At 63.5% G+C, this 14,766-nt stretch carries 13 protein-coding genes, 3 pseudogenes and 1 riboswitch; of the genes and pseudogenes, 5 read left to right on the top strand and 11 right to left on the bottom strand.

The window, feature by feature from the left end:
• Positions 1-48: 48 nt before the first annotated feature.
• From AB7M33_RS11430 to AB7M33_RS11400, 7 genes and pseudogenes are all read right to left on the bottom strand, one after another.
• The gene (locus AB7M33_RS11430) at positions 49-657 is read right to left on the bottom strand and encodes a YqiA/YcfP family alpha/beta fold hydrolase (RefSeq protein WP_027592508.1); all 609 of its coding nucleotides are present in this window, start codon (positions 655-657) and stop codon (positions 49-51) included.
• Between the two features lie 259 nt (positions 658-916).
• A pseudogene (locus tag AB7M33_RS11425) lies at positions 917-1,366 on the bottom strand (3',5'-cyclic-AMP phosphodiesterase); the annotation flags it as partial.
• Positions 1,362-1,556: pseudogene (locus tag AB7M33_RS11420) on the bottom strand (DNA topoisomerase IV subunit B); the annotation flags it as partial. The pseudogenes AB7M33_RS11420 and AB7M33_RS11425, both read right to left, overlap by 5 nt.
• A 16-nt stretch (positions 1,557-1,572) precedes the next feature.
• Positions 1,573-1,776, bottom strand: a pseudogene (locus AB7M33_RS11415) (YqiA/YcfP family alpha/beta fold hydrolase); the annotation flags it as partial.
• 224 nt (positions 1,777-2,000) lie between these two features.
• Positions 2,001-2,801: a 3',5'-cyclic-AMP phosphodiesterase gene (gene cpdA / locus AB7M33_RS11410; protein WP_265970278.1), complete on the bottom strand. Its 801-nt coding sequence runs from the start codon at positions 2,799-2,801 to the stop codon at positions 2,001-2,003.
• An 85-nt stretch (positions 2,802-2,886) separates the two neighbouring features.
• A complete protein-coding gene (locus tag AB7M33_RS11405) occupies positions 2,887-3,339 on the bottom strand; it encodes a DUF1249 domain-containing protein (RefSeq protein WP_027592506.1) in 453 nt (150 codons plus the stop codon).
• Positions 3,330-3,947: an NUDIX domain-containing protein gene (locus AB7M33_RS11400; RefSeq protein WP_099455506.1), complete on the bottom strand. Its 618-nt coding sequence runs from the start codon at positions 3,945-3,947 to the stop codon at positions 3,330-3,332. Before AB7M33_RS11400 ends, AB7M33_RS11405 begins: the two co-directional genes overlap by 10 nt.
• Before the next feature lie 185 nt (positions 3,948-4,132).
• Here AB7M33_RS11400 and AB7M33_RS11395 point away from each other — a divergent pair, with 185 nt between their 5' ends.
• Positions 4,133-4,879 carry an RsiV family protein gene (locus tag AB7M33_RS11395; protein ID WP_099430592.1) on the top strand — a complete coding sequence of 249 codons (747 nt, stop codon included), beginning with the start codon at positions 4,133-4,135 and terminating at the stop codon, positions 4,877-4,879.
• Here AB7M33_RS11395 and cytX read toward each other — a convergent pair.
• On the bottom strand, positions 4,848-6,131 hold the full coding sequence (cytX, locus tag AB7M33_RS11390; RefSeq protein ID WP_027592503.1) for a putative hydroxymethylpyrimidine transporter CytX: 1,284 nt from the start codon (positions 6,129-6,131) through the stop codon (positions 4,848-4,850). The genes AB7M33_RS11395 and cytX overlap by 32 nt on opposite strands.
• Positions 6,132-6,278: 147 nt before the next feature.
• Positions 6,279-8,159, bottom strand: coding sequence for a phosphomethylpyrimidine synthase ThiC (gene thiC / locus AB7M33_RS11385; RefSeq protein ID WP_027592502.1), 1,881 nt, complete (start codon positions 8,157-8,159; stop codon positions 6,279-6,281).
• A gap of 160 nt (positions 8,160-8,319) precedes the next feature.
• Positions 8,320-8,426: riboswitch (TPP riboswitch) on the bottom strand.
• Positions 8,427-8,587: 161 nt separating this feature from the next.
• Here thiC and AB7M33_RS11380 point away from each other — a divergent pair.
• Entirely contained in the window at positions 8,588-10,024 is a 1,437-nt protein-coding gene (locus AB7M33_RS11380; RefSeq protein ID WP_027592501.1) for a TolC family outer membrane protein, read from the top strand.
• A gap of 114 nt (positions 10,025-10,138) precedes the next feature.
• Here the strand turns inward: AB7M33_RS11380 and waaA are convergent, their stop codons facing one another.
• A complete protein-coding gene (gene waaA / locus AB7M33_RS11375; protein ID WP_454242855.1) occupies positions 10,139-11,410 on the bottom strand; it encodes a lipid IV(A) 3-deoxy-D-manno-octulosonic acid transferase in 1,272 nt (423 codons plus the stop codon).
• 11 nt (positions 11,411-11,421) lie between these two features.
• Positions 11,422-12,312: a LysR family transcriptional regulator gene (locus tag AB7M33_RS11370; protein ID WP_085272295.1), complete on the bottom strand. Its 891-nt coding sequence runs from the start codon at positions 12,310-12,312 to the stop codon at positions 11,422-11,424.
• Between the two features lie 85 nt (positions 12,313-12,397).
• On the opposite strand from AB7M33_RS11370, the gene AB7M33_RS11365 reads away from it, so the two are divergent.
• The 3 genes from AB7M33_RS11365 to AB7M33_RS11355 are packed head-to-tail and all read left to right on the top strand — an operon-like array spanning position 12,398 to position 14,761.
• Complete coding sequence (locus AB7M33_RS11365; RefSeq protein WP_008095055.1) at positions 12,398-12,730, top strand: DMT family transporter; 333 nt, start codon at positions 12,398-12,400, stop codon at positions 12,728-12,730.
• 46 nt (positions 12,731-12,776) lie between these two features.
• The gene (locus tag AB7M33_RS11360) at positions 12,777-13,952 is read left to right on the top strand and encodes an NAD(P)/FAD-dependent oxidoreductase (protein ID WP_027592498.1); all 1,176 of its coding nucleotides are present in this window, start codon (positions 12,777-12,779) and stop codon (positions 13,950-13,952) included.
• Entirely contained in the window at positions 13,949-14,761 is an 813-nt protein-coding gene (locus AB7M33_RS11355; RefSeq protein WP_085272294.1) for an aldo/keto reductase, read from the top strand. The genes AB7M33_RS11360 and AB7M33_RS11355 overlap by 4 nt, the downstream gene beginning before the upstream one ends.
• Positions 14,762-14,766: the final 5 nt, after the last annotated feature.

Below are 14,766 nucleotides of genomic sequence, written 5' to 3'. Positions count from 1 at the left end.
GGGGTCTCGTCGTCAGTCAGGTGAATGCAAAAGTGCTGGGTACAAAGCTCAGAGCACGGAAAAGTCGAGCGCCGCATACGCGCCCGGGGCAATCCCGGCAAAGGCCAGCAGTGCCGGCAGGCGCTCGACAAAGCCCTGGAAGCTGTGGTCGCCGCCGGCCTGGATGCGCAATGCACACGCTCGGTAATAGCGCTCGGCGTGGCGATAATCCAGGGTTTCGTCAGCGGTCTGCAACCACACTTGGTAGCGGTTGGCATCCTCGGGGGCTGGCACTTCCAGCTCGGCCAGGGCCTGCACGTGATCGTGGGTCAGCTCCCAGGCCTCATCGGTGTAGAGGTTGCGCTGGGTGCCCAGGTAGCCATCGAACAACCGGTGGGGTGCCACCGCTGGGTTGATCAGCAAGGCCTTGAGGCCGTGGCGCTCTGCCAGATAGGTGGCATAGTAGCCGCCGAGCGAACTGCCGACCAGCAAGGGCGCACCCAGTTCGGCGATGGCGCCCTGCAATTGGGCGATGGCCTGGCGTGGGTGATGGTGCAACGCCGGCACACGCAATTGGTCGGACAAGCCCAACTGCTGCATGACTGCCTCGAGCTGGCGCGCCTTCTTGGACAGCGGCGAGCTGTTGAAGCCATGGATATAGAGGATGGAACCCGACATGCTGCCCCCGGAATCTGCGGCTTCGCGCCCTTGTTGCGGGCGCAGGGACGCGCAGTGTAGCGCGTTCGCCGGGTTTTGACGCAGTGAGGGGGATTTCGCAACACTTTCTTCAGGCACTTGCGGGCATTCAAGGGGCGCTTTCCGTGTAGGAGCAGCCTTGTGCTGCGAAGAGGCCGGTGGCAAGACCCAAGATCGGTGTTTTTGCAACTGGCCTCTTCGCAGCACAAGGCTGCTCCAAGGAAGATGTATTGCCTGAACCTCAATACCCCGGGCTGTCGAAGTCCAGTTTCACCTCGAAGTCCCGTGCCCGCTCCACGCCGCTCTCCAGCCGCCCGTCGGCATGCAAGCGCAACCAGCGATAGCCAGGCTGCTCTTCGCTCACCTTGAAGTCCTCGCTTTGCGCCGCGAACTGAATGCAGGTCGACGGCGTGGCCATCAAGCGCAACCCCTCGCGCAGTTCATCCCACCTCTGGTGGATATGCCCCCAGAGCAACGCCCGCACCTGTGGATAACGTTCAACGATGGCGAACAATGCCTGGGCATTGCGCAGCCCGATGGGCGCGATCCAGGCGCAGCCGATGTCCACCGGCTGATCGTGGAAGCACACCAGGCAATGGCGCTAACCGGCCTGTTTCAAGTCAGATTCCAGCGCGGCCAGTTGGTCGTCTTCCAGGAAACCGTGGGTAGCTCCGTGCACGGCCGTGTTGATGGAGGATGACCTGCCTCGAGCGGACGTGACCGGCCAGGGCTTCGTCGACACTGTTGTCGACGACTTCATAGGCCAAGTGGTTCAGTCCGCTGGTGTCGGTGTACATGCTCGGTCGCTTGCGTACCGGATCAAGGCCCGAGAGGACTTCGTTGGAGTCTGAGTTATAGGCGCTAGTGCTGGGATTGGCCATGGGGTCTTGTCGTCAGTCAGGTGAATGCAAAAGTGCTAGGTACAAAGCTCAGAGCACGGAAAAGTCGAGCATACGCGCCCGGGGCAATCCCGGCACAGGCCAGCAGTGTAGGCAGGCGCTCGACAAAGCCCTGGAAGCTGTGGTCGCCACCGGCTTGGATGCGCAATGCACACGCTCGGTAATAGCGCTCGGCGTGGCGATAATCCAGGGTTTCGCTGGCGCAGGGACGCGCAGAGTAGCGCGTTCGCCGGGTTTTGACGCAGTGAGGGGGATTTCGCAACACTTTCTTCAGGCACTTCCGGGCATTCAAGGGGCGCTTTCCGTGTAGGAGCAGCCTTGTGCTGCGAAGAGACCGGTGGCAAGAATCAAGATCGGCGTTTTTGCAGCTGGCCTGTTCGCAGCACAAGGCTGCTCCTACAAGGAAGATGTATTGCCTGAACCTCCTCAATACCCCGGGCTGTCGAAGTCCAGTTTCACCTCGAAGTCCCGTGCCCGCTCCACCCCGGTTTCCAACCGCCCGTCGGCATGCAAGCGCAACCAGCGATAGCCAGGCTGCTCTTCGCTCACCTTGAAATCCTCACTTTGCGCCGCGAACTGAATGCAGGTCGACGGCGTGGCCATCAAGCGCAGCCCATCGCGCAGTTCATCCCACGTCTGGTGGATATGCCCCCAGAGCAACGCCCGCACCTGTGGATAACGTTCGACGATGGCGAACAGTGCCTGGGCATTGCGCAGCCCGATGGGCGCGATCCAGGCGCAGCCAATGTCCACCGGCTGATGGTGGAAGCACACCAAGCAATGGCGCTCACCGGCCTGTTTCAAGGCTGATTCCAGCGCGGCCAGTTGGTCGTCTTCCAGAAAACCGTGGGTAGCACCGTGCACGGCCGTGTTGAGCATGACGACGCGCCATGCGCCAATGTCGGTTACCGCCTGCACCAGCTCCGGCGCCACCTGCGCCATTACCTGCGCCTCGTCATGGTTACCCGGCAACCAGCGGGTGGGCACGGCAAACGGTGCGGTCAGCTCACGGAACGCCTCATAGGAAGCCACGCTGGCATCCTGGGACAGATCGCCGGTGCACAGCAGCAAATCGATGGGCGGCTGCTCGCGGCGCACTTGGGCGACCACATGGCGCAGGCTGTCACGGGTGTTCAGGCCAAGCAGGGTACCGGCCGGGTCGGCGAACAGGTGGGCATCGGTGAGTTGCACCACATGCACGGGGCGGGTTGGGTCTAGGTGCGGCAACGGCCGTCTCCTCGAACGGATTCAGCACGAATTATGGCTGCGCAACGGTTGCGAGCAAACACCCGAAACCGACGCACATCACATTTCAGCGAACACTTGCCAGTTCATGACCGCAGGCCAGGCAGTGGCTCAGCCATTCACCGAGGAACAGGTTGAGCTGCGCTTTTTCGTCCGGCTGGTGCATACCCGCATTCGGATAAGGGTAAATGCTGCGCAAGCGCCGGGCATGCTCGGCGCTGACCACCTCGGCCATGCGTGCATCGTGGTACACCTGCACCTCAAGGTGCGGCACCGGCAGCCACGGCAAGCTGTGCTCCTGGCGCACGTGCAGGGTGGTGGTATAAGGGCAGGCCAGCACGACATCGAGCACCAGCACACCGAGCATCTGGTCGCCCTGGGTCATGCCGATGCGACGCGAGCTCTGGGTAGTGCGCATGTCTGGTAACAAACGCATCAGCCGGGCGTAATTGGCCTCGCAGGCTGCTTGCAGCCCGACCAGGTCAACCCGATATCGCTCGCGCAGCAGGTTCACTTCCACATACCTCGAACTTCGTCTCTGTTAAGCGCCAGCCATTGCAGGCCGATGATCGTCGCGGCGTTGCAGATACGGCCATCACGCACGGCCTGCAAGGCATCCTCGAACGACCACACGCGCACGCGAATGTCTTCGCCCTCTTCTTCCAGGCCATGCAGGCCGCCCGCGCCCTCGCTGGTGCAGCGCCCCAGGAACAAGTGGACGAATTCGTCACTGCCACCGGGCGATGGGAAGTAGCGGGTCATTGGCCACAAAGCGCTGAACGTAAGCCCAGCCTCTTCTTCAGCCTCGCGGTGTGCGACCTCTTCAGGTTGCTCGTCCTTGTCGATCAGCCCGGCGACCATCTCGATCAGCCAAGGGTTGGCGACCTTGTCGAGGGCACCGACACGAAACTGCTCGATCAGCACCACCTCGTCACGCTGTGGATCGTAGGGCAATACACAAACCGCATCGTGGCGCACGAACAGTTCGCGGCTGATCTCGCGGCCCATGCCCCCGGCGAACAGTTCATGGCGCAGGCGAAGCTTGTCGAGCTTATAAAAGCCCTGGAAGCAATTGGCCCGCTCGATGATCTCGAAGCCCTTGGGCACTGAATTCAACGCGTCTGACATGGAAATCCTCATGGCCTCAAATACTGCATCGCGCCATCCTACTCCGCACTTTGGCGCGTTTCACCCCTTTCCGGCAACCGTTCGCGCAGTCGGGACAGCGCGCCTTCTGTCTGTTAGCTTAGTGGCGAACTGACGGTCGCGCCGACGGTCAAAGGCCGACTTTTCCCTGTTCTGCAAGGATCATCATGACACTTGTCAAACTGACTTCCGTGGCTGTGCTGGCACTGGCCCTGGGTGCCTGCCAGAGCCTGTTCACGCCCAATTACCGGGCCCCGCTCGAGGTCAAGCGTGACGCCTGGGAGCACGTCAAACCCGGCTGCAGCGAAAGCGACTGCCCGCTGGTAAACATCGACACCATTCACTTCCCGGCCCAGCCCAAGCTCGACGCCATCGTCGAACAGCGCCTGCTGCAGCTGACCGAAGACAACCAGCACGGCGCCGCGCCGACCACCCTGCAGGCGTATGAGCAGCAGTACCTGGCCAGCGCCGACAAGCGCAACAGCAGCTATTTGCAAGCCAAGGTACGCGAACAGCATGACGGGCTGGTGATCATCGAACTGTCCAGCTACCTGGACAGCGGTGGCGCCCATGGCATGCCAGGGCGCGGCTTCATCAACTATTCGCGCAAGCTGGACAAGGTACTGACCCTGCAGGACATGCTGGTGCCCGGCCAGGAAGAGACCTTCTGGAAAACCGTCGAAGAGTCGCACCGCGCGTGGATGATCAGCGTCGGCATGGACAAGGACGCCGACTTCGTCAAGACCTGGCCCTTCAAGCGGTCGCCGCACATCGCCCTGACGTACGGCGCGGTGGTGGTCAAGTATGAGGTCTATGCCATCGCGCCCTACTCCATGGGCCACGTCGAGCTGAAGATCCCCTACCCGCGCCTGAACGGCGTGATCAAGCCCGAGCTGTTTCCCGGCCGCGGCTGAAGCTCAGTAGCGCATGCAGCACACCTGCCAGCACCAGTGCCGGTAGGGTTGCGCCCAGGTCCGGTGCTTGCGCGGCAATCAGGTGATAAGCCGCCACACCCACGGCCCAGGCCAGCAACGCCTGCCAGTGCAAGCCATCGACCTGTGACGGCAGGCGGCGGTGACGGATCACGTAGTGGTCCATCAGCACCACGCCGAACAGCGGCGCAAATACCGAACCGATCAGCAGCAAGAAGTTTTCGTACTGGGCCAGTGGCGCGAACAGCGCGATCAGGGTGCACAGCACACCAATGGCCAGCGCCAGGTGCTCGACTTTCAGGCGTACCAGCACGCCGGTGGAAACGGCGGCCGAATGGATGTCGGCAAAGGCTTTTTCCGACTCGTCCAGCAGAATCAACAGCAACGGGATACCCAGCCCAGCACCTGCCAGGGCCAGCAGCAAGGCATTGGCTTCGCCGCTGGGGGCAAAGGCCAGGGTGTAGGCGACGCCCAGGCTCATCAGCCAGGTATTGCCGATGAAGTAGCCCAGCACGGTACCGCCGAACACACGCTTGCCGCTGCGGGCGAACCGCGAGTAGTCGGCGATCAGCGGCAACCACGACAGCGGCATGGCGATAACGATGTCGAAGCCGACGGCCAGCGACATCGAGCCGTCACCGGCGCGTTGCCACAGGTCGGCCAGGTCGGCTTTGGCGAACAGGTTCCAGGTCAGCCACAGGCACGCGCCCAACAGCACCCAGATGCCCCACGTGCGCAACACCTTGCGCACGAACGCCAGCGGCCCGCTGACTGCAAGCAGGGTCGCCAGGGCGCCGAAGCACAGGGTCCAGAGCATAGGGCTGTTCCACGCACTGCCTTCACCAAAAGTACGCGCGCCGAGCAGGCTGGCCGCGTCGCGCATGACAATGATCTCGAACGCCCCCCAACCCACCAGCTGCAGCAGGTTGAGCACTGCTGGCAAGCGGGCACCATGGCTGCCCAGGCTGAGCCGCAGGGTGCCCATGGCCGACAGGCCGGTGTCGCTGCCGATGACACCCGCCGCCCCGAGTAACAGCACGCCCACACCGGTGCCAAGGGCGATGGCCAGCACCGCGCTGGCAAGGCCCATGCCTGGGGCGAGCATGGCGCCGACCTGCAGCACCATCAAGCCGATGCCGAGGGAGAACCACAGTGAGAACAGGTCGCCGAAGCCGAAGATGCGTTGGCTGGTGGGGACCGGGTGGTCCGGGGAAAAATGGCTGGGGGTGGTCATTGTTGTGATCGCCGCAAAGATTGGGATGAACAGGCATCCAACGGTGGGAGCGGGCTTGCCCCGCGAAGGCGTCTGGCCTGCCAATCGCGCTGGCCCAGCTGACGCTTTCGCGGGGCAAGCCCGCTCCCACGGTGGTGACGGATTGCCTTACACTTTTTTGTACAACTGGCTGCCTTCCTGGCGGAACCGCTCGGCCTGCTCACGCATGCCTTCTTCAACCGTCACGTCCACGGCTTCGATCTTGGCGGCGTACTCACGCACTTCCTGGGTGATTTTCATCGAGCAGAACTTCGGCCCACACATCGAGCAGAAGTGCGCGACCTTGGCCGATTCCTTAGGCAAGGTTTCGTCGTGGTACGCGCGGGCGGTGTCCGGGTCGAGGCCAAGGTTGAACTGGTCTTCCCAGCGAAACTCGAAACGCGCCTTGGACAAGGCGTTGTCACGAATCTGCGCGCCCGGGTGGCCTTTGGCAAGGTCGGCGGCATGGGCGGCGATCTTGTAGGTGATGATGCCGGTCTTGACGTCATCCTTGTTCGGCAGGCCCAGGTGTTCCTTGGGCGTCACGTAGCACAGCATGGCGCAACCGAACCAGCCGATCATCGCCGCGCCGATACCGGAGGTGATGTGGTCGTAACCCGGCGCAATGTCGGTGGTCAGCGGGCCAAGGGTGTAGAACGGCGCCTCGTCGCAGCATTCGAGCTGCTTGTCCATGTTCTCCTTGATCAACTGCATCGGCACATGGCCCGGGCCTTCGATCATGCACTGCACGTCGTGCTTCCAGGCGATCTTGGTCAGCTCGCCGAGGGTTTCCAGCTCACCGAACTGCGCAGCATCGTTGGCGTCGGCAATCGAGCCCGGACGCAGGCCGTCGCCCAGCGAGAAGCTGACGTCGTAGGCCTTCATGATTTCGCAGATTTCGTCGAAGTGGGTGTACAGGAAGTTTTCCTGGTGATGCGCCAGACACCACTTGGCCATGATCGAGCCGCCCCGGCTGACGATGCCGGTAACGCGCTTGGCGGTCAGCGGCACATAGCGCAGCAGCACACCGGCGTGGATGGTGAAGTAGTCCACGCCCTGTTCGGCCTGCTCGATCAGGGTGTCGCGGAACAGCTCCCAGGTCAGGTCTTCAGCGACACCGCCGACTTTTTCCAGGGCCTGGTAGATCGGCACGGTACCGATCGGCACGGGCGAGTTACGGATGATCCACTCGCGGGTTTCGTGAATGTGCTTGCCGGTGGACAGGTCCATGACCGTGTCCGAACCCCAGCGAATCCCCCAGGTCAGCTTGGCCACTTCTTCCTCGATCGAGGAGCCCAGGGCGCTGTTGCCGATGTTGCCGTTGATCTTCACCAGGAAGTTGCGGCCGATGATCATCGGCTCCAACTCGGTGTGGTTGATGTTGGCCGGGATGATCGCGCGGCCGCGGGCGATTTCTTCGCGGACGAACTCGGGGGTGATTTCTTTCGGGATGTTGGCGCCGAAGCTGTGGCCCGCGTGCTGCTGGTCAAGCAGGCCGGCGGCGCGGGCTTCCTGCAGCTTCATGTTCTCGCGGATGGCAACGTATTCCATCTCGGCGGTGATGATGCCCTGGCGGGCATAGTGCATCTGCGAGACGTTGACGCCCGCCTTGGCGCGGCGCGGGTTGCGCACGTGGTTGAAGCGCAGCTTGGCCAGCTCTGCATCGTTCAGGCGCTGTTGGCCGAAGTCGGAACTCAAGCCGCCCAGGCGCTCGGTGTCGCCACGCGCGTCGATCCAGGCCGAACGCACGTCGGCCAGGCCTTTGCGCACGTCGATGATGACGTTAGGGTCGGTGTAGGGGCCGGAAGTGTCGTAGACCAGCACCGGGGCGTTGGTCTCGCCGCCGAAATCGGTAGGGGTGTCGTGCAGGCTGATTTCGCGCATGGGCACGCGGATGTCCGGGCGGGAGCCTTCGACATAGACCTTGCGCGAACGGGGGAACGGTTGCACGGACTGCTGATCGACTTGTGCCGATTCGCTGAGGTTGATCGTTTTTTCTTGTTTGCTCATCACGGGCTCTCCAGACAGCTTCCTAGCGGATGGAATGTCGGGGAGAACCTGAAAGACGCGGACGCACCCCTTTACGGGTGTGCAGTGCCGGATACATGGGGGTGCCGTAAGCTGCTTGCAGCTGAGACATTCCCGGACCTGGCACAAGAGGCTCCCCGGGAAGGCGAGCAATCTTGTTCCCTACGCAGGCGCTAACCTGATCAGGTTCAACGGGATCCGCAACTTTGCGATCTCAGCCTTTGCTTCAAGGCACCCCGACAAGAACATGCGCAGTCTAGACTGGAGTGGTCGGCAAAGCCAAGCGGGTAAATACGGGTGATGATGAAAGGCGCACTGGGCGATTGTTGCCGGGGGCGCATGGCACTACACTGGCCCATCGCTCGATACTCAACAGTTCAGTAATTATATTTCGTACAAGGATTGCCTCTATGCTGCGCAAACTCTCACTGGCGATAGCCGTGTCTTGTGCGTCCAACGGAATGGCCTGGGCAGCAGAAATGCCCATGACGGTTAAAACCGACCTGGTCAGCGTCTACCAGGAAGCGGTCGACAACAACGCCGATCTTGCGGCAGCCCGCGCCGATTATGGCGCCCGCCGCGAAGTCGTCCCACAGGCCCGCGCCGGCCTGCTGCCGAACCTGTCGGCGGGTGCCGAGATGATGAACACCCGCACCAAGCTCGACGAGCCGTCCCTCACCGCCAACCGCAGCGGCAACTCCTGGAGCGCCACCCTGGCGCAGCCGGTGTTCCGTGCCGACCGCTGGTTCCAGTTGCAGGCGGCCGAGGCGGTCAACGAACAGGCGGCGCTGGAATTGTCTGCCACTGAGCAGAACCTGATTCTGCAAACCGCGCAAAACTACTTTGCGGTGCTCCGGGCCCAGGACAACCTGGCCGCGACCAAGGCCGAGGAATCCGCCTTCAAGCGCCAGCTCGATCAGTCCAACGAACGTTTCGACGTGGGCCTTTCCGACAAGACCGACGTCTTGCAGTCCCAGGCCAGCTACGACACGGCCCGGGCCAACCGGATCATCGCCGAACGCCAGGTGCAGGATGCCTTCGAGGCGCTGGTGACGTTGACCAACCGCGAGTACTCGTCGATCCAGGGTGTGGTCCACACCTTGCCGATCCAGGTGCCTACGCCCAATGACGCCAAGTCCTGGGTAGAAACCGCCGCCCGCCAGAACCTCAACCTGCTGGCGACCAACTATGCCGTCGATGCCGCCGAAGAAACCCTGCGCCAGCGCAAGGCCGGCCATGCCCCAACCGTGGATGCGGTCGCCAAATACCAGAAAGGCGATAACGACAGCTTGGGCTTTACCAACTCGCCCGCGCAGCCAAACGTGCGTTACGGCAGTGATGTGGAACAGACCAGCATCGGCCTGCAACTGAACATCCCGATCTACAGCGGCGGCCTGACCAGCTCGCAAGTGCGCGAGGCTTACCAGCGCCTGAGCCAGAGCGAGCAACAGCGCGAAAGCCTGCGCCGCCAGGTGGTGGAAAACACCCGCAACCTGCACCGCGCGGTGAACACCGATGTGGAACAGGTGCAGGCACGCAAACAGTCGATCATTTCCAACCAGAGCGCGCTCGAAGCCACCGAAATCGGCTACCAGGTCGGTACCCGCAACATCGTCGACGTGCTCGACGCCCAGCGCCAGCTGTACACCTCGGTGCGTGATTACAACAACAGCCGCTATGACTACATTCTCGACAACCTGAGCCTGAAGCAGGCGGCGGGAACCCTGAGCCCGCAAGACCTGCAAGACCTGGGGCGCTACCTGAAGCCGGACTACAACCCGGACAAGGACTTCCTGCCACCGGACCTGGCGGCGGCGGCAGCGAAGAACTTCGAGCGCAGGCCCTGAGATAGATGTCGCGCCATTCGCGGGTAAACCCGCTCCCACAGGTTTCGTGCAGCTCGCAAGGAAAGCACCAACCCTGTGGGAGCGGGTTTACCCGCGAAAAAGCAATCGCCTATCTCAGCGGATAATCGCAGCAAGACCATCCAGCAACCGCTGCAAGGCGCCCTGGTTTGCCCGCATCACCGCCCTGCCCGCCTCGCCCATGCGCTGGCGATCCTGCGGCAACTCGATCAACCGCCGCACCGCCTCGGCCAGCCCGTCGGCATCTTCAATCTGCTGCAACGCCCCAGCGTCCTTCAGCATCGCGCTGATCTCCAGGAAGTTGAACACATGCGGCCCCATGATCACCGGCAAAGCCAGTGCTGCGGGCTCGAGCGGGTTGTGGCCGCCAGTGGCGACCAGGCTGCCGCCGACGAAGGCGATGTCGGCCAGGGCGTAGAGGAACAGCAACTCGCCCATGGTATCGCCAAGCAGCACGCGGGCCTGGTCATCGACCGGGGTGCCGGCAGAGCGGCGCACGGTGGTGAACTGTTCGCTGCACTGGGCATGCACTGCATCGAACCGCTCCGGGTGGCGTGGCACCAGGATCAGCAGCGCATCGCCGTGCACCTGCAGCAGCTTCTGATGTGCCTGCAGGATCAGCGCGTCTTCACCTTCATGGGTGCTGGCGGCAATCCATACCGGGCGCTGGCTGGCGCCCCATTGCTCGCGCAGCGCCTTGGCGCGCGGCAGCAACTGGTCATCGAGCTTCAGGTCGAACTTGATCGAACCGGTCACCTGCACGCATTCAGGGCGCGCGCCCAAGTCGCGAAAGCGCTGCGCTTCGGTTTCGGTCTGTACCGCGATCAGGTTCATCTCGGCGAGCATCGGCCGGGTCAACGTGGCAAAACGCCCATAACCACGGGCCGAGCGCTCGGACAACCGCGCATTGGCCAGCGCCACCGGGATGCCACGCTTGGCACACTGGTGAATGTGGTTAGGCCACAGTTCGGTTTCCATGATGATGCCCAGCTTCGGCTGCACATGGTCGAGAAAGCGCCCGGCCGCCCACGGCAGGTCGTAGGGCAGGTAGCAATGCTGCACACGCGGTTCATCGGCGAACATCGCACGAATGCGCTCCGACCCGGTCGGGGTCATGCAGGTAAGCGTGATCGGCAGGCCTGGGTAGGCCTTCAGCAGCGCCCGTACCATGGGCGCGGCGGCAATGCTTTCGCCCACCGACACCGCATGCACCCAGATGCCGCCCTGGCGCATGGGCGGCAGGCCGAAGGCAAAGCGCTCGCCGATGCGCTGGCCGTAGGCCGGTGCCTTGCGCGCCCGCAGGAACAGGCGCAGCGCAACCAGCGGCAGGCCCAGGTGAAACAGCAAGGTATAAAGAGTTCTGTTCATGGCGGCGAAGTTTACCCGATCGCGCGCAGGTGCACCGCAAAGCGCTCGGCCAGCCATTGCGCGGCAGGCCCCAATGGCTCGTCACGGCGCCAAGCCAGTTCTACGACCAGTGCCGGAGGCCGCCACTCGCTGGCGAGCTCGACCATGTGCGCCTGGTAAGTGGGGTACTGCACCACGTGCCGGGGCAACCACGCCCAGCCCAGGCCACGCATCAGCAGCTCGGCCATGGCGTAGAAGCTGTCGGCACGCCAGATCTGCGGGCTGATCGCCTCGCCCCCGGGGTAGCCACTCTGTTGCGGGGTGATCAATAGCTGGCGATGGCGCGCCAACTGCTGGCGGTTGACCTTGGCCTGCTGCGCCAGTGGATGGCCGACCGCGCACACCGTGACCATTTCCACACTGCCCAAGGCACGACGTTCCAGCGATGCCGGCATGCTTTCGTGATGAAAGAACAGGCCCAGGTCAGCACGCCGCTCCACCAACTTGCGCGCCACATCGCCCTGGGCGCCGCTGGCCAGTTGCACTTCCAGGTACGGGTAGCGGCTGGCCAGTTCATCGAGGCTGTCGATCACCGGTTGATAGGGCATGGCCTCGTCCTGGGCGACACGCAGCAGGGCTTCCTGCCCACGCATCAGGGCCAGGGCACGGCCGTCGAGGCGCTCGCATTGTCGCAGCAGCTCACGGGCGTCCTCCAACAGCGCGGTACCGTTTTCGGTCAACTTAGGTTGGCGGCCGCTGCTGCGGTCGAACAGGGTCACGCCCAGGTCGGCTTCAAGCATGGCGATTGCAGTGCTGATTGCCGACTGCGCCTTGCGCTGCTCACGGGCAACGGCGGAGAACGAGCGCAGCTCGACGACGCGGACGAAGGTGCGCAGTTGGTCGAGGTTCCAGTGTTCCGCCATCAACCTATCTCCCACGGTGATAGGTAATGACTTTACCGCATCCAGGCGGCGTCTAGAATGCCCGACCAGTCACCGGAGAATTGCCATGAACGCCTACACCTACCTCGCTATTGCCATCTGCGCCGAAGTCATCGCCACTGCCTCCATGAAAGCAGTGAAGGGCCTGAGCACGCCGTTGCCATTGCTGTTGATGGTGGTCGGTTATGGCATTGCCTTCTGGATGCTGACCCTGGTGGTGCGCAGCATTCCGGTGGGTATCGCTTATGCCATCTGGTCGGGGCTGGGGATTGTGCTGATCAGTGTGGCAGCGCTGGTGATCTACGGGCAGAAGCTGGATGTGCCCGCAATGCTGGGCATGGCGATGATCGTTGGCGGGGTGGTTGTGATTCAGCTGTTTTCGAAAACTGCCGGGCATTGATGCGGGCTGTATACTTGCCAGCTGTCCCAGTCTTCGAGGTACCGCCATGCCAACCGCCATTTCCACTGACGTGCTGATCGTCGGCGCCGGGGTCGCAGGCCTCTGGCTCAATGCCCGGTTGCGCCGCCAGGGCTATTCGACCGTGCTGGTGGAACGCGCCAGCCTGGGTGGCGAGCAGACCATCAAGTCCCAGGGCATCATCCACGGCGGCACCAAGTACGCCCTGCACGGCGCCCTGACCGGCGCCTCGGAAGCGATCGCCGACATGCCGCGACGCTGGCGCGAGGCCTTGGCGGGCGACGGTGAGCTGCCGCTAGGCAAGACCCGCCTGCTGTCCGACGCGCACTACCTCTGGTCCCCCGGCACCTTGGCCGGTAACCTCACCAGCTTCTTCGCCAGCAAGGCCGTGCGCGGCCGCGTCGATCAGGTCAAGGGTGAGCAACTGCCACCTGCGCTGCAGGACCGCGACTTCAAGGGCAAGGTCTATCGCCTGGCCGAGCTGGTCATCGACGTGCCCAGCCTGCTGGCCAACCTGGCCGAACTGGCCGGCGACAGCCTGCTCGCCGGCGAACGCATCGAACCCCTGCGTGACGGCGATGAGCTGGTTGGCCTGCGCGTGGACGACCGTGAAATCCGTGCGCAACGTATCGTGCTCAGCGCCGGCGCCGGCACCGAAGACGTGCTGCACGCCTTGGGCCTGAGCCAGCCGGCCATGCAACGTCGCCCGTTGCACATGGTCATGGCCAAGGGGCCGAACCTCAAGCCACTGTATGCACACTGCCTGGGCGGTGGGCCCAAGCCACGGGTCACCATTACCACCCACCCGGCGGCGGATGGCCAGTGGGTCTGGTACCTCGGCGGCGACCTGGCCGAGGCCGATGGCGTGGCGCGTGAGCCTGCCGCGCAGATTGCCGCAGCGCAAAAGGAAATCGGCAACCTGCTGCCGTGGGTCGACCAAAGCCAGATTCGCTGGGCCACCCTGCGCGTCGACCGCGCCGAACCGGCACAGTCGGGCCTGGTACGCCCGGACAACGCGTTTATTGCCGACCAGCAACGCCTGCTGGTGGGCTGGCCGACCAAGTTGGCGCTGGCCCCGGACTTCAGCGACCGGGTAATCGCCAAGCTTGAGCGCGATGGCATACGCCCCAGTGCCCAAGCCGATCTCTCTGGCCTGCCACGCCCTGCGCTGGGCGTACCTGCTTGGGAGCAACTGCTGCCATGAGCCTGCCAACCCTGCACGACTTCCATCGCCCCCTGGGCAGCACCGGCCTCACGGTTTCGCCCCTGGGCCTGGGCACGGTCAAGTTGGGCCGCGACCAAGGCGTGAAGTACCCGACCGGTTTCACCATCCCCGGCGATGACGAGGCCCGCATGCTGCTGGCCCAGGCGCGCGAACTGGGGATCAACCTGATCGACACCGCCCCGGCCTATGGCCGCAGCGAAGAGCGCCTTGGCCCGCTGCTGCGCGGCCAGCGTGATGAGTGGGTGATCGTCAGCAAGGTCGGCGAAGAATTCGACAACGGGCTCTCCCACTTCGACTTCAGCGCCGCCCATACCCGCCGCTCGGTCGAACGCAGCCTGCGCCTGCTGGAAACCGACCACATCGAACTGGTGTTGGTGCATTCCGACGGCAATGACTTGGCCATCCTCGAACAGCAAGAGGTCTACCAGACACTGGCCGCCCTCAAGCAGGAAGGCAAGATCCTCGGCTACGGGCTGTCCGGCAAGACCGTCGCCGGCGGCCTCAAAGCCCTGGAACAGGGCGACTGCGCCATGGTCACCTACAACCTGAACGAGCAGGCAGAACGCCCGGTGCTGGACTACGCTGCCGAGCACGGCAAGGCGATTCTGGTTAAAAAAGCCTTGGCCAGCGGGCACATCTGCCTGGCGCCTGGGGTTGACCCGGTGCAGGCCAGTTTCGAGCTGCTGTTCTCCCACCCGGGGGTCAGCAGTGCTATCGTCGGCACCATCAATCCCTTGCACCTGGCCCATAACGTGGCCACCGTGGCCCGAATTCTGGGCCAGCATTGAGCCGC

The sequence above is a fragment of the Pseudomonas sp. Y3 TE3536 genome, assembly GCF_053629175.1.
This window is presented reverse-complemented; position numbering and strand designations above follow the sequence as displayed.